22 protein-coding genes and 3 pseudogenes are annotated in these 23,066 nt (G+C 69.9%); 17 read left to right on the forward strand and 8 right to left on the reverse strand.

What is annotated here, in order from left to right; genetic code table 11:
- The first annotated feature begins 84 nt into the window (after positions 1–84).
- The 4 genes from ABZ707_RS14380 (at position 85) to ABZ707_RS14395 (ending at position 3,898) form a co-directional block, all read left to right on the forward strand.
- On the forward strand, positions 85–1,491 hold the full coding sequence (locus tag ABZ707_RS14380) for a family 2B encapsulin nanocompartment shell protein (protein WP_360173142.1): 1,407 nt from the start codon (positions 85–87) through the stop codon (positions 1,489–1,491).
- 109 nt (positions 1,492–1,600) lie between these two features.
- Entirely contained in the window at positions 1,601–2,641 is a 1,041-nt protein-coding gene (locus tag ABZ707_RS14385) for a family 2 encapsulin nanocompartment cargo protein polyprenyl transferase (protein ID WP_360173145.1), read from the forward strand.
- A 69-nt stretch (positions 2,642–2,710) separates the two neighbouring features.
- Complete coding sequence (locus tag ABZ707_RS14390; RefSeq protein WP_360173147.1) at positions 2,711–3,307, forward strand: GNAT family N-acetyltransferase; 597 nt, start codon at positions 2,711–2,713, stop codon at positions 3,305–3,307.
- Positions 3,308–3,454: 147 nt separating this feature from the next.
- The gene (locus ABZ707_RS14395) at positions 3,455–3,898 is read left to right on the forward strand and encodes a DUF6304 family protein (protein ID WP_360173150.1); all 444 of its coding nucleotides are present in this window, start codon (positions 3,455–3,457) and stop codon (positions 3,896–3,898) included.
- A gap of 224 nt (positions 3,899–4,122) precedes the next feature.
- Here the strand turns inward: ABZ707_RS14395 and ABZ707_RS14400 are convergent, their stop codons facing one another.
- Both ABZ707_RS14400 and snpA read right to left on the reverse strand, forming a co-directional pair.
- Positions 4,123–4,821, reverse strand: coding sequence for a hypothetical protein (locus ABZ707_RS14400; protein WP_360173153.1), 699 nt, complete (start codon positions 4,819–4,821; stop codon positions 4,123–4,125).
- Between the two features lie 144 nt (positions 4,822–4,965).
- Positions 4,966–5,628: a snapalysin gene (gene snpA / locus ABZ707_RS14405; RefSeq protein WP_360173156.1), complete on the reverse strand. Its 663-nt coding sequence runs from the start codon at positions 5,626–5,628 to the stop codon at positions 4,966–4,968.
- A gap of 189 nt (positions 5,629–5,817) precedes the next feature.
- Here snpA and ABZ707_RS14410 point away from each other — a divergent pair, with 189 nt between their 5' ends.
- The 3 genes from ABZ707_RS14410 (at position 5,818) to ABZ707_RS14420 (ending at position 8,053) form a co-directional block, all read left to right on the forward strand.
- The gene (locus ABZ707_RS14410; protein ID WP_360173159.1) at positions 5,818–6,804 is read left to right on the forward strand and encodes a LysR family transcriptional regulator; all 987 of its coding nucleotides are present in this window, start codon (positions 5,818–5,820) and stop codon (positions 6,802–6,804) included.
- Positions 6,805–7,205: 401 nt separating this feature from the next.
- The gene (locus ABZ707_RS14415; RefSeq protein ID WP_360173162.1) at positions 7,206–7,604 is read left to right on the forward strand and encodes a DUF6221 family protein; all 399 of its coding nucleotides are present in this window, start codon (positions 7,206–7,208) and stop codon (positions 7,602–7,604) included.
- A 236-nt stretch (positions 7,605–7,840) separates the two neighbouring features.
- Positions 7,841–8,053, forward strand: coding sequence for a hypothetical protein (locus ABZ707_RS14420; RefSeq protein WP_360173165.1), 213 nt, complete (start codon positions 7,841–7,843; stop codon positions 8,051–8,053).
- A 102-nt stretch (positions 8,054–8,155) separates the two neighbouring features.
- Here ABZ707_RS14420 and ABZ707_RS14425 read toward each other — a convergent pair whose 3' ends face one another.
- Positions 8,156–10,081 (reverse strand): FHA domain-containing protein, encoded by a 1,926-nt coding sequence (locus ABZ707_RS14425; RefSeq protein ID WP_360173168.1) that lies wholly within the window; start codon positions 10,079–10,081, stop codon positions 8,156–8,158.
- Positions 10,082–10,455: 374 nt separating this feature from the next.
- A complete protein-coding gene (locus tag ABZ707_RS14430; protein ID WP_360173171.1) occupies positions 10,456–11,904 on the reverse strand; it encodes an amidohydrolase family protein in 1,449 nt (482 codons plus the stop codon).
- Positions 11,905–12,201: 297 nt separating this feature from the next.
- On the opposite strand from ABZ707_RS14430, the gene ABZ707_RS14435 reads away from it, so the two are divergent.
- The 5 genes from ABZ707_RS14435 to ABZ707_RS14455 all read left to right on the forward strand — a co-directional run bounded on the left by ABZ707_RS14435 (position 12,202) and on the right by ABZ707_RS14455 (position 16,552).
- On the forward strand, positions 12,202–13,023 hold the full coding sequence (locus tag ABZ707_RS14435; protein WP_360173174.1) for an IclR family transcriptional regulator C-terminal domain-containing protein: 822 nt from the start codon (positions 12,202–12,204) through the stop codon (positions 13,021–13,023).
- 69 nt (positions 13,024–13,092) lie between these two features.
- The gene (locus tag ABZ707_RS14440; RefSeq protein WP_360173176.1) at positions 13,093–14,283 is read left to right on the forward strand and encodes a CoA transferase; all 1,191 of its coding nucleotides are present in this window, start codon (positions 13,093–13,095) and stop codon (positions 14,281–14,283) included.
- Complete coding sequence (locus ABZ707_RS14445; RefSeq protein ID WP_360173179.1) at positions 14,276–15,130, forward strand: citryl-CoA lyase; 855 nt, start codon at positions 14,276–14,278, stop codon at positions 15,128–15,130. Before ABZ707_RS14440 ends, ABZ707_RS14445 begins: the two co-directional genes overlap by 8 nt.
- A 179-nt stretch (positions 15,131–15,309) precedes the next feature.
- Complete coding sequence (locus tag ABZ707_RS14450) at positions 15,310–16,167, forward strand: dioxygenase (RefSeq protein ID WP_360173182.1); 858 nt, start codon at positions 15,310–15,312, stop codon at positions 16,165–16,167.
- Positions 16,168–16,180: 13 nt separating this feature from the next.
- Positions 16,181–16,552 (forward strand): CbrC family protein, encoded by a 372-nt coding sequence (locus ABZ707_RS14455; RefSeq protein WP_360173185.1) that lies wholly within the window; start codon positions 16,181–16,183, stop codon positions 16,550–16,552.
- On the opposite strand, the gene ABZ707_RS14460 is transcribed toward ABZ707_RS14455, so the two are convergent.
- On the reverse strand, positions 16,440–17,219 hold the full coding sequence (locus ABZ707_RS14460) for a hypothetical protein (protein ID WP_360173917.1): 780 nt from the start codon (positions 17,217–17,219) through the stop codon (positions 16,440–16,442). The genes ABZ707_RS14455 and ABZ707_RS14460 overlap by 113 nt on opposite strands.
- 330 nt (positions 17,220–17,549) lie before the next feature.
- On the opposite strand from ABZ707_RS14460, the gene ABZ707_RS14465 reads away from it, so the two are divergent.
- The gene (locus tag ABZ707_RS14465) at positions 17,550–18,977 is read left to right on the forward strand and encodes a hypothetical protein (RefSeq protein WP_360173188.1); all 1,428 of its coding nucleotides are present in this window, start codon (positions 17,550–17,552) and stop codon (positions 18,975–18,977) included.
- Between the two features lie 134 nt (positions 18,978–19,111).
- On the opposite strand, the pseudogene ABZ707_RS14470 reads toward ABZ707_RS14465, so the two are convergent.
- Positions 19,112–19,779 (reverse strand): annotated as a pseudogene (locus tag ABZ707_RS14470) (mobilization protein); the annotation flags it as partial.
- Position 19,780: 1 nt separating this feature from the next.
- Here ABZ707_RS14470 and ABZ707_RS14475 point away from each other — a divergent pair.
- Together ABZ707_RS14475 and ABZ707_RS14480 are read left to right on the forward strand one after the other, a co-directional pair.
- Positions 19,781–19,864 (forward strand): annotated as a pseudogene (locus ABZ707_RS14475) (XRE family transcriptional regulator); the annotation flags it as partial.
- A 2-nt stretch (positions 19,865–19,866) separates the two neighbouring features.
- Positions 19,867–20,403, forward strand: a pseudogene (locus ABZ707_RS14480) (tyrosine-type recombinase/integrase); the annotation flags it as partial.
- Between the two features lie 7 nt (positions 20,404–20,410).
- Here ABZ707_RS14480 and sodN read toward each other — a convergent pair.
- A complete protein-coding gene (gene sodN, locus ABZ707_RS14485) occupies positions 20,411–20,806 on the reverse strand; it encodes a superoxide dismutase, Ni (RefSeq protein ID WP_360173191.1) in 396 nt (131 codons plus the stop codon).
- Positions 20,807–21,157: 351 nt separating this feature from the next.
- Here sodN and sodX point away from each other — a divergent pair, with 351 nt between their 5' ends.
- Positions 21,158–21,574, forward strand: a complete 417-nt coding sequence (gene sodX, locus ABZ707_RS14490; protein WP_360173193.1) for a nickel-type superoxide dismutase maturation protease — start codon at positions 21,158–21,160, stop codon at positions 21,572–21,574.
- On the opposite strand, the gene ABZ707_RS14495 is transcribed toward sodX, so the two are convergent.
- Positions 21,478–22,107, reverse strand: a complete 630-nt coding sequence (locus ABZ707_RS14495; RefSeq protein ID WP_360173196.1) for a CGNR zinc finger domain-containing protein — start codon at positions 22,105–22,107, stop codon at positions 21,478–21,480. The genes sodX and ABZ707_RS14495 overlap by 97 nt on opposite strands.
- 222 nt (positions 22,108–22,329) lie before the next feature.
- On the opposite strand from ABZ707_RS14495, the gene ABZ707_RS14500 reads away from it, so the two are divergent.
- Positions 22,330–23,019 (forward strand): class I SAM-dependent methyltransferase, encoded by a 690-nt coding sequence (locus ABZ707_RS14500; RefSeq protein ID WP_360173858.1) that lies wholly within the window; start codon positions 22,330–22,332, stop codon positions 23,017–23,019.
- The last annotated feature ends 47 nt before the right edge of the window (positions 23,020–23,066 follow it).

The following is a 23,066-nucleotide window of genomic DNA, read 5'->3' on the forward strand; positions in this document are numbered from 1 at the left end:
CACTCATTTGTGTAATGGCGCTCCCACTCTCCGTGCTGGAAGTCTTTCTTTTGCAGGTCAGCACATGATCGAGAGGGAGACTTCATGTCGGTTGGTGACGAGGTCCGCGCAGTGCAGCCGCCGCCCCAGCAGAGTCTGGGGACGGCCGCCGCGCGGAATCTGGCGACCACCACCAAGTCGGCACCGCAGATGCAGGAGATCACCTCGCGGTGGCTGCTGCGGATGCTGCCGTGGGTCCAAGTGCAGGGTGGCACCTACCGGGTGAACCGCAGGCTCAGCTACGCGGTCGGCGACGGGCGCGTCACATTCGTACAGACCGGGGACCGGGTGGCGGTCATCCCCGGCGAGCTCGCTGAGATCCCTGCGTTGCGCGGCTATGAGGACGAGGAAGCGCTGGCCGAGCTGGCGCGCCGCTGTGAGCAGCGGGAGTTCGCGGCGGGCGAGGTCCTGGCCGCGTCGGGGGACGCCGCGGACAAGGTCTTCCTGCTCGCGCACGGCAGGGTGGAGAAGGTGAGCGCGGGCCCCTACGGGGACGACGCCGTGCTCGAAGTGCTCGCCGACGGGGCGTACTTCGGTGACCAGGCGCTGGTGGACGGGGAGGCCACCTGGGCCTACACAGCACGCGCGGCGACCGCGTGCACGGTGCTGGTGCTGTCGCGGCAGGACGTGACGAACCTCGCGGACCGTTCGGAGTCGCTGCGGGACCATCTGCGGTCGCTGGCGTTCGTGCCGCACCAGCGGACCAACAAGTACGGCGAGGCCGAGATCGAGCTGTCCGCGGGCCATGTCGGCGAGGCCGTCGTGCCGCATACGTTCGTGGACTACGAGGGGGCGCCGCGCGAATACGAACTGAGCGTCGCCCAGACGGTGCTGAAGGTCCACAGCAGGGTCGCGGACCTTTACAACCAGCCGATGAACCAGACCGAACACCAGTTGCGGCTGACGGTCGAGGCGCTGCGCGAGCGCCAGGAGCACGAGCTGATCAACAACCGCGAGTTCGGTCTGCTGAACAACTGCGACTACGGGCAGCGGCTCCAGCCGCACGACGGCGGTCCGAGCCCGGACGACATGGACGAACTGCTCTCCCGCCGCCGTGGCTCGAAGCTCTTCCTCGCGCACCCGCGGGCCATCGCCGCCTTCGGCCGGGAATGCAACAAGCGGGGGATCTATCCGGACAGCGTGGAGGTCGCGGGCCACCATGTGCCGGCCTGGCGCGGTGTGCCGATCTTCCCGTCCAACAAGATCCCGATCTCGGACGCCAGGACGACCTCGATCATCTGTATGCGTACGGGCGAGGCCGAGCAGGGGGTCGTCGGGCTCCAGCAGAGCGGGATCCCGGACGAGATCGAGCCGAGCCTGTCGGTCCGCTTCATGGGCATCGACGAGCAGGCGATCATTTCCTATCTGGTCACGGCCTACTACTCGGCGGCGGTTCTGGTGCCGGACGCGCTCGGTGTCCTGGAGAACGTCGAAGTGGGCCGCTGGAGTTGAGGCGACCGACCCGGGTGGGCCGGCCGGACGATCCATGAGTCGGCGGCCGCCCCACCCGGGTTCCGGTATCCCGGTCCCACACACGCTGGAAGAGGAAGTGACCGTGACCATGACCAGTACGGATGCCGCCACCGAGGGCCACGAGGCCGTGGCTCTCCTGGAGCGCACCCGCACCGTCGTCCATCCCGAGCTGAGATCCGCCGTCGAGTCGTTGCCCGGTCCCATACGCCGGGTCTCGATGTACCACTTCGGCTGGGAGGACGCCGACGGCACCCCGGCCTCCGGGCCGGCCGGCAAGGCGATCAGACCCGCGCTCGTCCTGGCCGCCGTGCGGGCGCTCGGAGGGGATCCGCGGCACGCCGTGCGGGCCGCCGTCGCCGTGGAGCTGGCCCACAATTTCACCCTGCTGCACGACGATGTGATCGACGAGGACCCGACCCGGCGGCACCGCGCCACCGCCTGGACGGTCTTCGGCACCCCGGACGCCATCATCGCGGGCGACGCCATGATGGCCCTCGCCCTGCGGCTGCTCGCCGAGGACCCGCACCCCGCGTCGGCCGCCGCCTCGGCGCGGATCGCGGCGTGCGTCATCGAGCTGTGCGCGGGCCAGCAGGCGGACTGCGCCTTCGAGCAGCGCGGACCGCACGAGGTCTCGCTGGACGAGTGCGTGGCCATGGCGACGGCCAAGACGGGCGCCCTGCTGGGGACTTCCTGCGCGCTGGGCGCGCTCTACGCGGGCGCGGGGGAGGAGGAGGTCACCGCCCTGGACGCCTTCGGCCGGGAGGCGGGACTGTCCTTCCAGCTCATCGATGATCTGATCGGGATCTGGGGAGACCCCGACCGCACGGGTAAACCGGCCGGAGCCGATCTCGCGGCGCACAAGAAGTCGTTGCCGGTGGTCGCGGCCCTGGCGTCCGGCACCCCGGCCGCCGAGGAACTCGCCGCGCTGTACCAGGCTCCGATGGACGCCGCCGCGGTACAGCGCGCGGCGGCCGCGGTCGAGCAGGCCGGCGGACGCGACTGGGCACAGATCCAGGCCGCCGACCGGATGTCCCGGGCGGTCCACCAGCTCTCCCGGGCGGTGCCCGATCTCACGGCGGCGGGCGATCTGCTGGCCCTGGCGGAATTCGTCACGCGCCGTACTCGATGAACCGGGGCAGAGCGACCGGTCCACTTTAGGATCACCGGTGGTGTTGGCGATCCAGGAGGAGGCCGGGCGATGAGCAGAGGGATCAGACGGGCGGGAGAGGAGGACCGGGAGGTCCTCGTGCGGCTGCTTGACGAAGCGTTCCTGCACGACCCGGTGAGCAGTTGGGTGTTTCCCGACGAGGAGCACCGGCGCAGGGTGCACGGCCGCTTCCTCGGCATGTTCGTCGATGTGGGGCTCGCCGAGGGCCGGGTGGACATCATGGAGGACGGGACGGCCATGGCGCTCTGGCTCCAGGTGCCGGCGGGCGCGCCCGAGGAGGAGGACGACCTCCCGGCCCGGATGCGGGAGGTCGCGGATCCGGACAACGAACGAGCGGAGCTGATCGGCCGGCTGATGGGTGCGATCCATCCGCACGACCGGGCGCACGAGTATCTGCTCATGATCGCGGTTTCTCCGGCTCACCAGGGCCGGGGGCTGGGGCGCGCGCTGATCGAGCCCGTCCTGGAGCGCTGCGACCGCGAGGGTGTTCCGGCCTATCTGGAGGCGAGCAGCGAACGCAGCAGCCGGCTCTACGAGCGGCTGGGCTTCGCCTTCACGGGGACCACCCTCGACCTTCCGGACGGGCCGAGCATGTGGCCCATGTGGCGCGAACCGGGGGGCGGCTGAGCGGCCCGTCACCAAAAGGAACGCGCCACCGACGAGTTGACGCCGTGCCGGTCGGGGGCACCGGGGACGGCGTGCTCGTCGCCGGGGACGGCGGGAAGCGGTGACCCACGGTTCGACAGAAGATCGCGTACCGCTACAGTCCGCGCCATGACAGCGGAGTCGACGGATACATGGGCGGGTTGGTACCGGGACCGCCAGGGGGCGGAAGCGATCACCCTCACTGCCGGCGGGCAGCAAGTACGCACCCGAATAAGGGGAGTTGAGTATGAAGGGGCGGATTTCGCCGTCCTGGAGTCGGCGGAGGCGGGCGAAGCCCTGTCGTCCTGCGTCATGGAGTGGGACATCCCGCTTCCGGTCAGCTCGGACGGCACGGTCCAGCAGGCGACACTGAGCTGCCTGCTGACCCTGGGCGAGCGCCCTGCCGAGGGCACGGCCGGGCGGGCCGAGCTGAGTCTGACACTGCACTGCGGTGGGGCGGCCTACGCGTCCGGGATCGCCGGGAGCGGTTTCGAGGAGGCGCTCGACCGCATTCGGCGTCAGTTGCCCGCCGACACGGAGCTGGGAGGCCGGCCGCTGGTGGGAGCGGCGTGACGCGCGCACCGGGGCGCCGGAGCGTGCCGTAGGCCGTGTCCGGTCCGGACGGGAGCCGCGGCCCGTCGCGGCTGCCGGTGTCACGGCGCGCCGGCGTACCGGGCGGGATCCATCGGCCGGGCGCGGGCCGGATCCCTCGGGCCGGATCCCTCGGGCCGGATCCCTCGGGCTGGATCCCTCGGGCAGGGGCTGTCGGCCGCGCCCGGCCCCGGGCGCGGCTCCGTTCAGCCGTCCGGCCGCTCCACCGACTCCTCCGCCCAGCCGCTGTCCAGCGCGGGATTGTCGTCGTGGAGGACGAACTCCTCGTCCACGTCCACCGGTTGGAAACCGGCCGGGACGAGCGCGTCGAGCAGGGCCACCAGCCGGGCCCGCGCGGCCGGTCTGCCGACCCGGCGGGCCCGCTGGGTCACCGAGCGCTCCTGGACCCCGCCCGGCAGCGCCCGACGGGCGTTGCGCGAGACATGCGCGAGGTGCCGTTCGGCGATGGCGGCGAGCCGCTGCGTGTCGTACGGGATGCGCAGCCGCAGCGTGACGCGGTGCTCGAAGTGGCAGTGCGCGGGAAACGCCGCGGCCTCGGCGTCGGTGGCCGGCACGCCGTCGTTCCAGGGCGCCGCCCCGATCTTCGTCCTGACGACCGTGAACCCGGCCCGCGCCAGGCGCTCGGCGCACTGCCCGGCGTCGCTCCGCTGCCGGCCGAGGGTGCCCCTGCCGTACCGGGTGAGTACCGGCCGGCAGGGTGTCCGGCCGCGGTCCAGGACGGTACGAGTGAGCCGGAGCCCATGGGCGGCGGCCCAGTCGCCCAGTGAGGCGACGGTGTCGGCCCGGTCGGCCCGCACCGCGAAACGCGTCGTGAAATCACCCTCGACGGTCCGGCCGGGATCGGGTCGCCGGGCCGATGCGCCCAGCTCCGTACTGAAGTCCACCGAGAGACGTTACCAAGGGGGACACGGGGAGGGGCGCCCCGTGGTGCTGCTTCGGGGCGCCCCTGTCGAGCCGCTCGCGGGTGCCTTCCGGGCGGTCCGTCCACGCGCCGCCCGGCGCCCTGCGGTTGTCCTGTCGGCGTGAGGTCAGGACACCTTGGCGAGGGCGGCGGCGAGGCCGTTCGCCCACAGCGTGTTGACCCGGGCGATCTCCTGCGCGTTGGGCCGGGTGTTCTGGCAGGACGTGCCGGGACCGCCACCGGACATCAGCTCGCTGCACGGCCCCGAGTAGTGGTCCGGGAGACCCAGGACGTGTCCGGTCTCGTGCGCGGTGACCCGGGTCGAGTTGTACTGCTGGTTCTGGGCGTAGTCCAGGAAGACATAGCCCCGGCCGTGCCCGTCGGTGCTCGCGTACGAGCCGATCGGGTCGTTGCCCTCGTAGTACGCGAAGTCGGCGTTGCCGCCCGCCTGGAGCTTCACATTGGAGACGGCGCTGTTCCAGATCGAGGCGCTGCTGGCTATCTGGCCGGCGAAGCTCGGGGCGTTGGAGGCGTCGTAGACGACGGTGACGGCCTGGGCGCCGGGGTTCGCGGCGCGCTTCTCGGCGACGGACTTCAGCACGGCCTCGAAGAAGGCCTTGTTCCCGGCGGCCTCCGCCTTCGAGCCGGTGAAGGCGGCGTACGAAGAGGTGGCGGCGGGGCTGGTGGGGGCAGCCGCCGCGGCGGTGGTGACGGGCGCGACGCTGAACGCGGTCGCAAATGCCAGGCCAATTCCGCAGATTGCGGAAATCACCGTCTTGGGGTGTCTCATGTGGGGGGCTCCTACTCGTCCGGTGAACCGGTTCGGTCCCGGAGAGTCTCGGCGAGTTCGCCCCCGAGCGGATGATGTCAATCACCGATAACACCAGCGCATCCCCCTGGTCTGCTTTCTTCAAATGCAAGCCAATTACTGCGATTTGGGGACCTGGTGCGCTTCAGGAGGCCGCTCTACCCTCGGGTCATGGAGCTGGAGGTGAGGCATCTGCGTGTCCTGTGCGCCATTGCGGAATCGGGCAGTCTGCACAAAGCGGCCCGAAAGCTGGGAATGAGCCAGCCGTCTCTGACGACTCAGCTACGGCGAATTGAGAACTCCCTGGGTGCGGAGCTTTTCATCCGCGAACGCACCGGTTGCAGGCCCACCCCGCTTGGCCGCTCCGTACTGAGCCGGGCCCGTCCCCTCCTCTCCGGCATGGCCGCGCTCGTCGCCGAGGCCCGGGCCGCCGCGGACCGGGCCGACGGCCCCCGGCTGCGGATCGGCTCCACGGCGAGCCGCGCGCTCGCCGGCTGGCTGCGCCGGCTCAGACGCCGGCTGCCCGGCACCGACATCACGCTCCATGTCGATGCCTCCGCCAACGCGCTGCTGCGGGCCACCGCCGCGGGCCGCCTCGACGTGGCCTTCGTACACGAGGTGGAGGGATGTCCGCTGATCGTCCCCGACGGGCTGGAGAGACGCGTACTGGTGGAACGCGAGCCGCAGTTCATCTCCATGGCCAGCGACCATCCGGCCGCCGCCTGCGAGGTCGTGGAGCTCGCCGATCTCGCCGGTGACCGCTGGATGGTCGACCCGACGGTGGACGGCGAATGGGACGGGCTGCGCCGTGTCCTGGGCGAGGCCGGTATCGACCCCCCGGTGTTGCAGGGGGACTACCTCACGGCGGCCTCACTGATAGCCGTCGGAGAAGCTGTCGCGCCCTGTCAGCCCACCGCGGATCCGCGCGACGACACGGTGATCAGGCCGCTGCGCGACGATCCGCTGGCGGTACGGCTGCTGCTGTTCTCGCGGCCGGGCGCCCGGGAGGACGGCGCCGGTCCCCCGGAGGGGTCCGCGGGCGCGGAGGTCTTCGCGGACCTGGAGGCCGCGTACCGGGAGGCGGCCCTGCGCGCGGTGGACTACCGCCAGTGGCTGACCCGCCACAAGAGCCCGCTGCTGCACGCGCCGGCGGCCTGAGGAGGGGCCGGGGCGGTGCGCCGGCCCCTCCGCCGCCCCGCCCGTGCCCGGACTGTCCGCGCGCCGGTCCCGGGCGGCGGGCGGTGGAGGACTCGTCCGATCATCGGTCTTCGCGGGACTGGGCGGAGTCGTCGCGGCAGAGGCGTTCTGCCCGCGTACCGTGCTCACTCGTAGGGAACTCGCGATCAGGACATGGGCAGTTGGAGGCGGGATATGGCGCGGCGGGCGTTGTGGGGGGTCGGCCACCGGAGGTGGCCCGGTGTGGCGCGGGCGCGAGGCCGCCTCGACGGCATGGCGGCGGATGGCGGGCCGCCGCCGGGCGCGGGACCGCGTCAGGCCGGTGCCGGAGCCGCTCCGGCGGCGCGCGGGGCCGCCGTACCGGCGACAGCGGGCTGGGACCGATGAGCAATGACCAGGCGACGATGGTGGCCTTCGTCCGTGCCCGGCTGTACGAGGAAGAGCAGATCGCGAAGGCGGCGGGCGGAGACACCTGGTGGAGTCCGCCCGATCTGCCGGGAGAAGTGCACGACGAACTCGGCGGCATCGCCTTCGCGGTGAAGACGCGCGGCTACGACACCCACATCGCCCGGCAGAACCCGGCGTCCACGCTGCGCCGTATCGAGGCGAGCCGGGTCGTCCTGGACGAGTACGCCGCGGTGGCCGAGCTGGACACCGATACGCCCGCGCACGACTATCCGTCCGGCCGCGCGGTGGGTCTCGGATTCGCCGTCCGGAACATGGCGGCGGAGTACGCGGACCATCCGGACTACCGGGCGAGCTGGCTGCCGAGGTTCACCTGAGGGCTGTTCCGTAGTCCCCGGCGGGCTCGCGACGACGGCCACGGCACCGGGCCTATACTCGAACGTATGAACGAATCCCTGTCCTTCCGGGCGGCACCGGCCACGCGGCGAGCGCGCCTCCCGGGCACCGGGGACCGGACGGGACTCCGGCGGCGGGCCCTCCGGCCGGGCTCGACAGGCCGGCCGGACCCGACTCCCGGCGTGCTGGAGTGACCGGGACGTCGCACCCTGGAGAGATGGACGCTGTGCCGATAGTCGTACACAGGCCGTCTCCCAGCGGTGGCCGGCGGGTGACCGTACGCGGGCAGATCGTCGGCCTGGCCCATGACGACCGCGATCTGGTGGAGTTTCTGCGCCGCGCGGGGCTGCCCGACGCCTGGGATCTGATCGACGACCCCACATGGGTGGAGTGGCGGGGCGGCCGCGCCCACGAATGGGACGCGGCCTGACAAGGCATTGCCGAAACGGCCGGGTCCGGACCCTTACGGGGACTGACGGATCCGGCGGTTCGTCCGGCCATTCCCCGGCCCGCCGGGCGGTCCTTGATCCGTCTATCCGTCGAGGCTCAGGGCCTTTTCCGAGGAGGCGGGGACCGGCGAATCCTGGCGGTAGAAGATGTCGATGTCGACCTCTTCACCCCCGACGACCAGGGTGTCCCACGCTCCGCTCATGCGCAGGGTGCGCAGGGTCTCGCTGTTCAGCGTCCGCAGATGGTCCCTGAGGGTGGTGTCGTCGGGCATGCCCGCGATACGTGACGACAGGCGGTCCCGGATCTCTCGCAACTGCTCCATGAGCGCGTCGATCTCGGTTTCCCTGTCCAGCGCGTCCGGGACCGCCTCCTCGATGCTCAGCGCGATCTTGTCCTTGATCGCGGAGGTGATTCCGTGCTCATCGGTGGTGACCATGGCTTTCCAGGCCCGGCTCTTGTGCCGGTACTGGAGCATCGACATCGCCGCCTCGTGGCGGACGAAGTCGGCGTCGCGGAAGGGCTTCCCGCTCCAGGTGGTGCTGAGGGACCGTGCCAGCGAGATGGCCGACGCCAGTCCGCTGTTGAGTCCGCGTCCCGGCCAGAAGTGGATGGCGTTGGCCGCGTCCCCGAGCAGAAATCCGTAGGTGCCCGGGGTGGTCGAGGTCGCGGAATACAGATGGGCGGTGAAGCGCGAGCGCTGCACCATGTCCAGCCGGAACGCGGTCACGGCGCTCAGGTCCTCCTCGGCGACACCGAAGAAGGCCAGCCCCTCCCGTACGCGCTTCCACAGCGCCGAGCCCTTGATCAGGGCGGGCAGGAACAGCGTGCTGTGCGTCGAGCAGTGGAAGTCGCCATGGTCGTCGCGTCCCATCACGCAGGGCCGCGAAGCAATGCAGTCTTCGAACACCTGCCGTACGGGATCGATCCCGACGACTTCCTTGGCCTCGTCGTCGGTGAGGCGCATATTGAGGAAGCCCTCACCGCGCAGGGCGTTGAGAAGGAAACGGTTCTGGGCGACGGTCAGCAGGACGGTCATGGGGTCCGAGAGGCCGGACTTCACTCGCAGGCCCAGCACGACATCCTGTATGTGATGGCCGTCGAGGGAATAGCTTGACGTGTCGGCGACGCCGAACTTGCTGGTGAAATGCTCGCGCGTGCGGGAGCGCCCTCCCTCGCAGATGGCGAGCACATGGTCCTTGACCACGGTGTCATGGTGCTCGGTGGGGTCGAACTTGGCGGGCACGAGCCGGATACGGTCGGATTTCTCGTTCGCTATTTCAAGGAGCTTGTCCTCGATATAGGCGATTCGGATGTTGCGCGGGCTGTAGCCGCGAATCGAATCGGGGCCGGCCGGCCACATCTCCGAGTAGGAACCGGCGCTGAACAACCGCGCCTGCACCTCCTCCGGGAGATTCAGATACTGGCGGCTCTGGACGGTGACGACCTGCTGCCGCCTGACATTTCCCTGGCCCTGGTTCTTCCAGACGATCTGTGCACCGTCCTGAGTCCAGCGACCGTCGTACACCGTGATGGCCACACGCCGGCCCATGAGGTGTTCGAGCAGCAGGGCGAAACTCAGTCCGACGGGACCGCCGCCGGCGACCGTGACCTGGAGGACGGGGCCCGGTTCATCGGCCGCGGCGGATGCCATCAGGGACTGGATCATGGCGAGGTCCATGATCGTCTCCATCGCGTCGGCCGCCTCGAAACAGAATGTTTCGTCGCCGACCGTGATCAGATCGCCGGGCCGGAGCACATGCGCGGTCACCCGCACCCCGTTGACCAGCGTGCCGTTGCTGCTTCCCCGGTCGTACAGGACGTATCCGTCGTCCTCCGGAAGGATCTCCGCGTGAAAGCGTGAGGCGCTTCCGCTGGCGATCACCACACTGTTGTCGCTCTTGCGGCCGAAGGTGATCGGTGCTTCTCCGACGGGAAATCGCTGTCCAGTGAGAGGACCTTTACGCCCAACAATCTCGGGTGGCACAGGTCGCTCCTTTCCAAGAGTCATAGAGCTGATGAGATCGATCCGATCGTCGGTCGCCGAGGAGGCCGCCTGCTGGCCGGGCGCCGGGAGACCGGTCTCACCGCAAGATCCTCTATCGCTTCGGAGCGGAGTCGTCCCTGGTCTGTGGTGCTGTAGGGGCTCGGCTGAGCGGCAGCATAGCCGCCTTTCCCAAGGGACTTGAGGCCCGTGTGCGCTTGCCCCCGGCACGGCCCGGGCTCCCGGGCGGGCAGGGCGTACGGGAGGCGGTCTCATCGCGCGAGCCAGGGCGACGGCCTCCCGGAGAACGACCGCACCCGGACCGCGGGCCGCCGTTCCCGGCGGCCCGCGGTCCGGGTGCGGACAGGGGGAAGGGCTCTTGGGTTACACCAATGGGCGTTCTACTGACCGTGCGTCGACGCGCTGCGGTAGTCGGTGTAGGTGTAGGGGTTGTCGAGGACCTTCGATTCGGGGATGTCGGGATTCATCCCCTTCCGCCATTCCTCCTCGCCCAGGGCCGACCGCAGATGGCCGACCGTGTGCTGGACCTCACGGCGCACGGCGGCCAGGTCGATGCCGAGCAGGCGATGTTCGTGCTTCACCACCCGGCCGTTGACGAGCACGGTGTGCACGTCGCCGCGCTGGGCCTGGAAAGCTACGTGGCCGTACGGGTTGAGGAGCGGGAAGGACACCGGTGAGTGGTCGTTCTTCAGCAGTACCAGGTCGGCCTTCTTGCCGACTTCGAGGCTGCCCAGGTCGTGCTCGCGGCCGAGCGCGCGGGCACCGCCGCGCGTTGCCCATGCCACGACCTGGTCCGCGCGCAGGGCGCTGTGGGTGACGGTCTCGCCCCGGGCGTGGGCCTCCAGGTGCTCGCGGGCCCGGTCAGCGCCGAGGGTGGTGCGCATGGCGGAGAACAGGTCGCCGCTCCACCACACGCTGGTGTCCATCGACAGGGACACGGGAATGTCGTGCGAGCGGACCGCCCAGGTGGTCGGGTAGCCCTGACCGGCGCTCTGCTCGCTCTCCGTGGACACCGAGATCGAGCCGCCGGTCGCCGCTATGCGGTGGTACGAGTCGGCGGACAGTGTCGACGCGTGCACATACACCGTCTCCGGCGTCATGAAGCCGTTCTCGTACATCAGCCGGACGCCGTCGTCGTTGGTGGCTCCCCAGACCCCGGCATGGGTGGTGACGGCGACGCCGAGTTCCCGCGCCACCTCGAAGGCGGGCCTCTCGGGGAACGCGGGATCGCCCGTGACGTCGAAGGCGAGCTGGAAGCCGAGCAGGTCGTCGCCGTCGATGTGGCGGCGCGCGAAGTCCCGGAAATCGGTCCCGGCGGTCCATTCCGCCGGTGCCTGGTGGATATTGCCGTAGGCGAGGACGAACCGGCCCGGCACGGACCGCAGCGCGTCGACCGCCGCCTCCGCGTGGCCCACCGTCCGGAGCCCGTGCGACCAGTCGACCACCGTGGTCACACCGGCGTCGAGAGCCTCGACCGCGGCCAGGCGGTTGCCCGCGTGCACGTCCTCGGGCCGGAAGTGCTTGCCGTGTTCCAGATAGAACCAGACGAAGTACTGGCTGATCGTCCAGTCGGCGCCGTAGCCGCGCATCGCCGTCTGCCACATGTGCCGATGTGTGTCGATCATGCCCGGCATCACGATGCCGTCGGTGGCATCGATCTCCGCGGTGCCGTCCGGGACGGCGAGCCGCGGGCCGACCGCGGCGACCCTGTCGCCGGCCACGAGTACGTCGGTGCCGGTGAGCACCTGACGCGCACGGTCCATGGGCAGCACGGTGCCGCCGCGGAAGACGACGGGCCGTCCTGGCAGGAATTCGATGGGCCGACTCATCACTGATCTCCTTCTGGACGATCATCCGCACAGCGGTCACTGCGGCTGCCGACGATAGTCAGCACGCTGAAACACGAAGTCAATACGAAACTCGTGATCCATAGGTGGGCCATCCTGGTCCCACTGTCCGCATCGCGGTCAGGGGCCATCTCTTCACCGAGATGGGCACGCGTCAAAGGGCTCTATGCTGCCCATAGGGCGGCGCCCGTGGTGTCCGTACACCGGACGACGGCCGGGCCTGGCCGTCGCAGTCACAGCAGCTCAAGTCGCAGTCACAGCAGCTCAAAAGGAGAAACCATGCCGCGCGAAGGAACCGGCCCCGATTTCATCGAGGCGCTGGCCCGAGGGCTGGAGGTGATCACCGCGTTCCAGCCCCGGCGCCCGGTGATGTCGCTGACCGAGGTGGCGAGCGCGACGGGACTGGCCAGGCCGACCGCGCGCCGGATCCTGCTCACCCTGGCCGAGCTGGGATATGTACGGCAGCGGGCCGGCGGGTTCGCGCTCACGCCCCGGGTGCTCGAACTCGGCGTCGCGTACGTCCGCTCGACGGGACTCTGGGACGTGGCGCGACCGCATCTGGAGTGGCTGGTCGAGCGGACGAATGAGTCCTGCTCGATCGCGCAGCTCGACGGCTCGGACATCGTCTATGTCTCCCGCGTCTCCGTGCCCAAGATCGTCACGCTCGCCGTGCAGATCGGCACCAGGTTTCCCGCGTTGCAGACGTCCCTGGGCAAGGTGCTGCTGGCCGCGCTGACGCCGGAGGAGGCGGCCCTGACCCTCGCCGAGCCGAGCCGGTCGGGTCTCGTTCCCGTATGGCGGCCCGGTCGCACGGAGTGGGAGGCGGAACTGCGGGAGGTCCGCGCGCGCGGCTGGGCGGTGACGGACGAGCAACTGGCGCGGGGCATCAGGTCGGTGGCCGCCCCGCTGCGCGACGGCTCAGGGCGCGTCGTCGCGAGCGTCAATGTCAACGCGCACGCGGCCGAGACCTCGGTGGAGGTGCTGCTCAACGAGTATCTGCCCCTCCTCCTGCAAGCCGCGGGCGAGATCAGTGTGGACTTCGCGCGGCTTGAGTCCGCGCCGGACAGGACCCGGCCGTCGAGCGTGGCCACGACGCCTTGACGTTTCCACCGCCCGAGACTCAGAATCCCTGCAACGGACAGTCGTCCGCTGATCGGACAAGGGGGCTCGATGTCAGAGAGCGACGCAGGCGCTCGGCCGGGTGTCGAGGGGCCGCTCTCCGGGGTGCTGGTGGCGGACTTCTCGCGGATACTCGCCGGGCCGTACGCCACGATGCTGCTGGCGGACCTCGGGGCCGATGTCGTCAAGGTCGAGGGACCGCACGGTGACGACACCCGGACCTGGACGCCTCCGGTGCGTGACGGTGTCTCGACCTACTACCTGGGGATCAACCGCGGGAAGCGCTCGATCGCGCTGGATCTCCGTGACGAGGCCGACGCCGGGGTCGCGCGCGAACTGGCCAGGCGCGCGGACGTCCTGATCGAGAACTTCAAGCCCGGCGGACTCGCGAAGTACGGGCTGGACTTCGAGGCGGTCCGCCGTGACAACCCCGGCGTCATCTACACGTCCATCACGGGGTTCGGTTCCGGCGCGGGACGCCATGTGCCCGGTTATGACCTCATGGTGCAGGCCGTCTCGGGACTGATGAGTCTGACGGGCGACCCGGACGGGCCGTCCTACCGGGCCGGGATCTCCGTCTTCGACGTGATGGCCGGCAACCACGCCACGATCGGTGTCCTGGCGGCGCTGCGCCACCGGGACGCGACGGGCGAGGGCCAGCTCGTCGAGGTGAACCTGCTGTCATCGGCGCTCACCGGACTGGTCAACCACAGCTCGGCCTTTGTCGCGGGGGACACCGTGCCGTACCGGATGGGCAACGCCCATCCGAGCGTGTTCCCGTACGAGCCGCTGCCCACCGCGGACAACGACCTCATCGTGACCGCGGCCAACGACGCGCAGTTCCGCAAGCTGTGCGAGGTGCTGGGGATCGCGGAGGTCGCCGACGACCCGCTCTTCGCCCGTAACGCAGACCGCACGGTCAACCGCGACCGGCTCCGGCCCCTGCTGGTCGAGCAGCTCGTCAAACGCGGCGCCGACGAATGGTTCGAGGCGCTGGTCGAGGCCGGTGTGCCGAGCGGGCCGATCAACACCATCGACGGCGGATTCGCCATGGCAGAGAGGTTCGGGCTGGAACCGGTCGTCACGGTGGGCGAGGGCGAGCGCGCCGTACCCACCACACGCCACCCGATCCGCTTCTCCGCCACCCCGGCCGCCTATCGGCTGCCGCCGCCGGAGCTCGACGAACACGGCGACCAGCTCCGCGCGTGGCTGTCCGGACCCGAGGAGGAAGGCCGTGACTGAGCCGGAGAGCGGAGCCGTCTATCCCACCGCGCTGGGCGCGTCCGATCTGAAGACCATCACTCTGCTCGGTCATGACCTGGCCGAGGACATCATGGGCTCGGTGGGCTTCGGCGAGCTGGCGTTCTGGCTGGCCACCCAGCGGCGGCCCAGCCCCGGCGAGACACGGGTCTTCGAGGCGGTTCTCGCCGCGCTGGCCGACCACGGTTTCACGCCCACCGCCATCGTCACCCGGCTGACGTACCTGTCCGCGCCGGACTCCGTCCAGGGCGCGCTCGCCGCCGGCCTGCTCGGCGGCGGTTCGCGATTCCTCGGCGTCACCGAGGACACCGGCATGTTCCTGCACGACGTGCTGGAGTCGCTGGGCGGCACCCTGCCACGCGACGAGGCGGGCTGGGACGCGGTGGCTCTGCGTACCGTGCGGGAGCGGCGCGAGGCCCGGGAATTCGTGCCGGGGCTGGGGCATCACGTCCACAAGACGGGCGATCCGCGCACGCCGAGGCTGATGCGGATCGCGGCGGAGGAGGGCCTGTTCGGTCCGCACCTGTCGCTGTTCGCCGCCATCGGCCGGGTGCATCCGACCGTGCTGGGCAAGACGCTGCCGCTCAACGGAGCGGGCGTGTGCGGCGCCGCGCTCGCCGACCTGGGCCTGCCGCTGCCCCTGCTGCGCGGCTTCGCGCTGCTGGCCCGCACCGCCGGACTCATCGGGCAGCTCGCCGAGGAGATCCGGCACCCGGTCGCGCGTGATGTCTTCCTCTCCGTCGACCTCAACAACACCTCGGTGCCGCCGGATCCCTTTGTCCCCGCGCCGTTCACGGAGGAAGGCCGCGAAGAAGGCCGCACCGACTGACGCCGCCGCCGTCCAGCGGCAGGCAGCAGACCGAGAACCGCCGCACCCGTGTGCCGCGCTCGCCGACGAGCGTGGCGCCGACGGCGTCACGCTCCGCCGTCAACGGGCCGACCGCGCTCGACAGGAACCAGCCGCCCAACGGCCGTCACCACACCTGCCAGGCACACCAGGGAGCAACCATGTTTGTCGACGACGACAACATCACCGACCTTGCCGTCCAGCGCTGGGCCACCGCCCACTCGCCGCGTCTGGCGGAGCTGATGACGGGGCTCGTCCGCCACCTGCACGAGTTCGCCCGGGACGTGCGGCTGACCGAGGACGAGTGGATGGCCGCGATCGAATGGCTGACCGCGGCCGGCCGGATCAGCGGCGACAAGCGCCAGGAACTCATCCTGACCTCCGACGTGCTCGGGCTGAGCATGCTCGTGGTGCAGCTCAACAACCAGTCCTCGCCGGAGGCGACACCCGCCACCGTGCTCGGGCCGTTCCATATCGACGGCTCGCCCGCCGCGCCGTACGGCTTCGACATGTCGGACGGTATCCCGGGAACACCGCTGTTCATCACCGGCAGGGTCACCGACCTCGACGGCACGCCACTGCCTCACGCCGTCCTTGACGCGTGGCAGGCCGACGCCGACGGCACCTACGAATCGCAGCTTCCCGCCATCGACGAGGCCCGTCTGCGGGCGAAGTACCGGACGCGGGAGGACGGCACGTACTGCATCCGCACGATCGCACCGCGCGGGTACGCCATCCCCATGGACGGCCCGGTCGGCGATCTCATCCGCAAGACGGACATCAGCTACTTCCGTCCCGCGCATGTGCACTTCCTGATCGACGAGCCCGGTTACCAGAGGCTGATCACCCACCTGTTCCAGGAGGACAGTGAGTATCTCGACAGCGATGTGGTCTTCGGTACGAAGGACGCGCTGATCGTCAGCTTCACCGAACGGCCGGCCGGGGTCGCGCCCGACGGAACCACCCTCGAAGTGCCCTACCTGCACGCCGAGTACGACTTCGTCCTGCAACGGGCCTGACGGCGCTTCCTTTTTGGGGCGCGCAGGGGCTACGGAGCTCGCGGCCCACCCGGATGCGCTGGAGACTTTTCGGCGGGAGATCAGTTACTGGGGTTGGCCTCCAGATCAGATCGACCATTTCCTCGACTCCCTAGACAAGGCCGGACAGCCGAGCGCCTACCTCTTCCGGTGCCGGGTTTGTGCGATCTATCTTGCCTACGTGGACTTCACGTTGTCCTCGTGGCCGTCGGTCTGGTGTCGCTCGTTGGGCTTGAGGGTGCCGCTGGCACTGATCAGAGTTCACACAGCGCTCGACCTTCTTGCTCGGCTGCGTCGACTTTCTTGGTCAGTGCATCAACGAGGCCTATGCGGCCCTCGAACAGTTGGGATACGTCCTGCCCGGTAAACATGATGACGTTGTTGCGACTGCCTCGGGAGTTGCGCACGAAGTGGTCTAGCACGCCGGGGTCGTAGCCAGCCATGGATACGAAAGTGCCTCGCGTGCTGTCGAGTTTGCCGTCGACCTTTCCCTTGAAGTCGAGCAGGTCCCCAAGGTCTGGCTGTGCGGTTCGCCATCGAGCTTCGACGATATATGTAAACCCTCGGAAGTGGAACGAGCCGTCGATTTGCTCATGGGCTATGCGGTAGGACAGGCGGTAGTCCAGGTCGTAGGTCCGAAAAAGCCGTGCGAATAGCTTCTCCAAGTCGTAACCACGCCGTTGTGTAGACTCGCTTGCACCTTGCTGGACGAGCTTCAAGAAGTCGAGACGCAGTTCTCCGATCGTGGCCTGGCGTTCTTGGAGCAGTTGGAGGCGCCTCTTTTCGGCGACCCGGCGGGCAGTAGCTGCTGCTCGCTTCGGGTCGATAAGGACCTTTTGCTCCTGTGCTACTTGCTTCAACTCGGCGAGAGCTTCGGCGCCAGCTTTCTGGTCAGGGGCTTCCGCGTGCGGCTTCCGCATATGGCAAAGCTCTTCGACGATCTTGCGTTGGATGGTGTATCCAGATGCGCCTTGCTCGTGGAGTTCGTCAAAGATGAATAATTCACGTGCAACATGACCCCACCGGCCCTGCACGCTCGGTACCGTCTGGAGTGTCCGCCACGGGGACGACCCGAATCCACGCGCTCCAGCGCACCGCCGCCGGACTCGCCGAGCCTCTGGCCGTACCCGCCCGGATGGAGTGGACCACCCGCCCTGGCCAAGGCCACGGGCTGCAGCCCGAGCACCTGACCGGGCTCGCGACGTGGGTCTCGCAGTTACCCACAGCCCGCGCCGCCTGACGCCCTGATGCCCTCGCTGCCACGAGCAGAGAGGGCATCAGAGTGTTACTCAAGCGTGAGCCGCCTGCGGTCTGTGGCACGTATCGGCGGCGCTGATGTCGGAGTCGGCTGGAACACTGCGGTCGTGATCAACGAGATGACCCCAGACCTTTCTGGTGCTCCCGCCAGCTCCCTGCCACCCAGAGCACAGGCAGAGCTCGCCGGCACCGTCTGGGAAGAGCTGCCGCACGTCTGTACGGGCCAGCACGGTGTGCCTGACACACCGGACATCCTCGGCGCTGTGCTCGCTGCCGACCCGGCCCGCCGGGTACGGGCGGTAGGCGATCTGTATCGGCTGCTCCTGAATCAGGAGCAGGTGTTTCCAGCGACCGCTCCGGCAGCCTTGGTCCTGGCCGGTCTTCTCGACGATCCGCGCACCCTCGCCGAAGACCGGTGGGAGCGCAGGGCCGGTCGGCGGTCGCTTCGCGCCGAACTGCTGAACTGGCTGGCTTCGTTCGCCGACATCGCCCGCCTGGACGTCGAGGGCGGCGTCGGCACGGCGCAGAATCTGGCCGCCGCCCGAACGGCAAGGCCAACACTCCACGACCGCATCGCGGACTTCTGCGACGCCGACGATCCACTGGTGAAGGAGGCCGCGCTCGCTGCCACCGCCCTGCTCCTGGCCGACCCCGCCCTCGCCTCGTCCGTACCCCGGTACGCGCCCGCCGTTCGCGAGGTCCTTGCCGTGAGCGCGGACTCGTACTACCGGTGGATCGCCCGAGAACGGCTGGCTGCCTGGGAGGAGGATGTCACTGGTCTTGTCACTGCGGAGAAGGAGCGCCGTGCGGCCCTGGACCGGGCAGGCGAGTTGGCGGAGGACCCGTTCGGCGGCCAGGAGCAGGAGCAGGCGATCCGCTGGCTGGAAGATCAACCCGAGGACACCGCTGCTCCGGAACGACTCGGCCGCCAGCGTGAGGACCGGACCGCTCCCATGCCGGCTGCCCTGCACGAGCCAGCACCCGAGCCGTCCGTGGCCGCCCCTGGAAGCGAAGCGGGGTACCGCGGCCCGTGGCGGATCGCCCGGGAGGAGGAGCGCGCCGAGTGGACGTTCACGCCGTACGTAGGAGTCGGCCCCCTGCACTTCGGGATGACCTTGGAGGAGATCACCCGCGTCCTCGGCGAAGGACCGGCCGTCTCGTCCTACTCCCACCACGGCGAAGACCAGCAGCTCAACTACGCCGACTTCACTGAGAGCGGGATCAGGGCCCTCTTTCACGACAGCCGCCTGGGGTGCGTCGCCGCAGACGCCCTCACCGGCCCCCAGGTGAGACTGAACGCAGCCCCGCTGACCGGCTGCGCGCCTTCCCACGTGGAGGACTGGCTCGTCCACCGCACAACACGGCCTGGCAGCCTGGCGTACAGCGTCGCTGGCGATCCGGTCTTCGCCGACCTCGGCCTGGCGATCCGCTCCCAGCGGGCCGGCGACATCGTCCTGACCCGCCCCCTCTTCCTGCTCCACGACTGGCTCGACCTGTGGCACGCACTGCCCAGCGAGGAGTGGAACTGCTCGTGAAGCGTTGTTCGCCGGTCGGCCTCACCTGAGTGCGAGGCCGACCGGAGCGACATCTCGTCCACTCGAGCGATATCGGGGACGTAGACCACCGGCCGAGTGGGGAATCAACGTGAGCAGCTCTGCGCTGGCCGGGGTCAGCGGTGTCGACTGCGTTCTTCGGGCCTCATGGCCGCTGGTGTGGTCGGAGGGTGTGGCGTGGCGGACATGGCCGAGGTGCCGCTGGTGGCGCTTCCCATGCGAGCCGCTTGCGTCCTCCGGTTCGGCTGAGCCGTGATACGCCAGTTGAGGACCTCGGCAGGGTGGTCGGCGCTGTCGAGTTCCCGCTGGTGCCCACTTCGGCCAGGAGGCGTCGGGGGTTGTGGCCGGCGCTCTCGGCCTGGGCGAGGGCTGTGGTCAGAGCGGTCCAAGTGGGGTCGGCGAGGATCCGGTCGGCGTGGGCGGGGAGGGCCACGCGTACGTCTTGTTCGAAGCGGCTGGCGGTTGGGGCTCGTGGTGCGCGGCGGGCCAAGTCCGCCAAGACGGGCGCGGCGGCCTGCTGGTAGCCCGCCTGGAGGTGGCGGAAGGCTTCCTCGGCCGCAGCGGCCTGCTGTGCGTGGCCGCGCTGTTCGTGCCACTTGGCGGCGGCGCGGGCCAGGTGCACGGTGGCGAAGAGCAGGGCGATGGCGAGTCCGCCCGGCTCGTTGGAGGCGTAGGCGAGTTCCTTGGCGGCCTTGCGTAGAGCGGTGGCGGCCTGGTGGTCGGCGCGGGTGGCGGAGCGGCGGGCTCGGTGGAACGCCATTGCCGCCGCCCGCAGTTCCGCCCGCGGCGTGAAGATGAACCAGACGGCGGTCTGGCGCATCGAGAACGGCACGCCGCGTCGGCGCATCAATCTCGATGAGGCCCTCGCCTCAAGGCCGGCGCCATCCGCGTCGAGCGGCAGCGGCTCCAGTCCGGGAAGATCGGCCCGCCGAAGACCGCCAAGTCCCGGCGTACGGTCCCGGTCGGCGAGGTCGTCACTGACGCGCTCCTCGCGCATCTCGCCGCGCGTCCGTCCAAGGGGTGGCTGTTCACCATGGAGGAGGGCGAGCCGCTCAACTACCGGCGCTGGAAGACCGAGTGGAACGGCGCCCGCAAGGCGCTCCAGGCGGCCGAGAACGGGGCCGCCGAGCGGGAAGGCCGTAAGGCCGTCGAGCTGCCGCACATGGTCACTCACGACCTGCGGCACTTCTACGCCTCCGCGCTCATCGGCGGCGGCGCGAGCGTCAAGCAGGTGCAGCTCGTCCTCGGGCACGCGTCCGCCGTCATCACGCTGCGGATCTACGCGCACCTGTGGCCCGGGGAAGAAGACCGCACCCGGGCCGTCATGGACGCCGTGCTCGGCGGCCTGCGGACCGGGTGCGGACAGGTAGGCGACATGACCCGCGAAACCGCAGGTCAGAACGCCTGACCAGAGATCAAGCCTTCTTGGTCTCCCAGAAGATCTTGTCGATCTGGGCGATGTAGTCCAGCGCCTTCTGGCCCGTCGCCGGGTCCTTGGAGGCCTTGGCGGCCGACAGCGCCTTGAGGGTGTCGTTGACCAGCTGGTGCAGCTCCGGGTACTTCTCGAAGTGCGGCGGCTTGAAGTAGTCGCTCCACAGCACCGAGACATGGTGCTTGGCGAGCTCTGCGCGCTGTTCCTTGATGACCGTGGCGCGCGCCTGGAAGTGGGCGTCGTCGTTGCCCTGCATCTTCTCCTGGACGGCCTTGACCGACTCGGCCTCGATGCGGGCCTGGGCCGGGTCGTACACACCGCAGGGGAGGTCGCAGTGGGCGCTGACCTTCACCTTGGGGGCAAACAGGCGGGAAAGCATGGAGCTGTCCTTCCTCGTGATCGTCTTCTCAGGTGGGACATTACTCCGTGAGAAGCCTGATTTCGCGGGGGCCCCCTTGGCCTTGTCCGACAAATGGCGCCGTTCGACCGGCGGGCGGGGCCCGTCCCGGCAGCGCCCGGGCCGGTGTCTCGCGGTATGCGTGATCGCCGGGCGGAGGAACGGCCCAGTACGGGGCGCCACTCGGCCGATTCCGGCACCGCGGCGGGCGCCCGCGCCGGGCGTCGCGAGCCCGCCGGAGGAGCCGGTGGACCGGGCCGGAGGCTTAGGACAAAAGTCCGGGGTGAATATGAGACTGGTGGCGGAACATACGGTGGGGCCGGGAGGTGCCGGATGACGGAACTGGGGCGGGAGCCGAGAGTGCGGTTGGGGATCGCCGAGGTGATGGGTCCGTCCATGTACCCGACGCTCAGACATGGCGATCAGCTCCTCGTGCAGTACCGCGCTCCGGTGAAGGCGGGCGACGTGGCGGTGCTGAAGCATCCGCTGCAACAGGACCTGCTCATCGTGAAGCGGCTGGTGGAGCGGCGCGACGGCGGCTGGTGGGTGCTCGGTGACAATCCGGGGGCCGAGGGCGACAGCCGGGTCTTCGGCGCCGTGCCCGAGGAGCTGCTGCTGGGGCGGGTCAGGGCACGCTACCGGCCGCTGGGCGATCAGCGGTCGGCGCGCGCGGTCGCCTGCTGGCTGGTGTCCGCGCTGCGGCCGGTGCTGGCGGAACGTTCGGTCTCCAGGCGTTTGCGGGCCCGGTAGGCCGCGACGTTGGCGCGGGTCGCGCAGCGGTCCGAGCAGTAGCGGCGCGAGCGGTTGGTCGAGGTGTCGAGGTAGGCGTTGCGGCACGGCGCTGCCTGGCAGAGGCCGAGCCGGTCGACGCCGTACTCCGTCAGGTGGAAGGCGAGCCCCATGGCGGCGGTCGCCGCGTATCCCGCCGTGGCGTTGGAGGGGTGGTCCGCGAGATGCATGTGCCAGCGCGGACAGCCGTCGTCGTCGAGGAAGTCGTGGCCGGAGATCTGCGGGCTGACGGGAAATTCCAGCAGCAGCGAGTTGAGCAGGTCCACCGCCTGGGTGGCCTCGCCGGAGTCGGCCGCGGTGAAGACCGCGCGCAGCCGGGCCCGTACCGACCGGAAACGGGTGACATCCGCGTCGGTGGCGCGGCGGGCCGCCTGGGAGTTGGGGCCGAAGAGAGCGCGGACGGCATCGACCGAGGTCAGCGTGTCCGTGCCGCGGGCCGGCTCCTCGGTGTTGACCAGGCGTACGGCGGAGTCCGAGTAAGAGGCCAGTTCCACTTGTAGTCCTTACGGCTTCGGTCTAGGGTTCGGTCTAGGATTTGCTGTAATGGCTGGTGGCACTTCTAGGGTATTACTGAGTGGGGGTTTTCCATGAGTGAGCCGGGGGCCGGTGCGGCGGCCGGGACGATCGGCCAGGACACGGGCGCCGGGGCGGGTCAGCCGGCGGCGGCCGACTGGCGCGGCTGGCAGGAGAGCTGGGACCGCCAGCAGGAGTGGTACATGCCCGACCGGGAAGAGCGTTTCCGGGTGATGCTGGACATGGTCGAGGCCGTGGCCGGCCCGGAGCCGAGGGTGCTGGACCTGGCCTGCGGCACGGGAAGCATCACGGACCGGCTGTTCCGCCGATTCCCCGGCGCGACCAGCACGGGCGTCGACCTCGACCCGGCGCTGCTGGCGATCGCGCGCGGATACTTCGCCGGGGACGAGCGCGTGAGCTTCCTGACCGCCGATCTGCTGGACCCGGGCTGGACGGCGCTGCTGCCGCACTCCTCGTACGACGCGGTGCTCACCGCGACCGCGCTGCACTGGCTGCACAGCGAGCCGCTCAAGGCGCTGTACGGGCAGCTCGCCGGGCTGGTGCGGGACGGCGGCGTGTTCCTGAACGCCGACCACATGAGGGACGAGAGCACCCCCCGTATCAACGCGGCGGAGCGGGCCCACCGGCACGCCAGGATGGACAGCGCCAGGGCCGCCGGAGCCCTCGACTGGGCGGAGTGGTGGGACCTGGCGGCCAAGGATCCGGTGCTCGCCGGGCCGACCGCCGAGCGCTTCAAGATCTACGGTGAGCACGCGGACGGCGACACCCCGTCCGCGGACTGGCACGCGCGGGCGCTGCGTGAGGCCGGCTTCGGCGAGGCGCGGGCGGTCTGGTCCTCGCCCTCGGACTCCCTCGTCCTCGCGCTGAAGTAACCGGCGCTGAAGCAGCCGTGCCGCTCCGGCCCGCCGCGCCGGGTCAC

The sequence above is a fragment of the Streptomyces sp. NPDC006923 genome (assembly GCF_040635655.1).
Classification (GTDB): domain Bacteria; phylum Actinomycetota; class Actinomycetes; order Streptomycetales; family Streptomycetaceae; genus Streptomyces.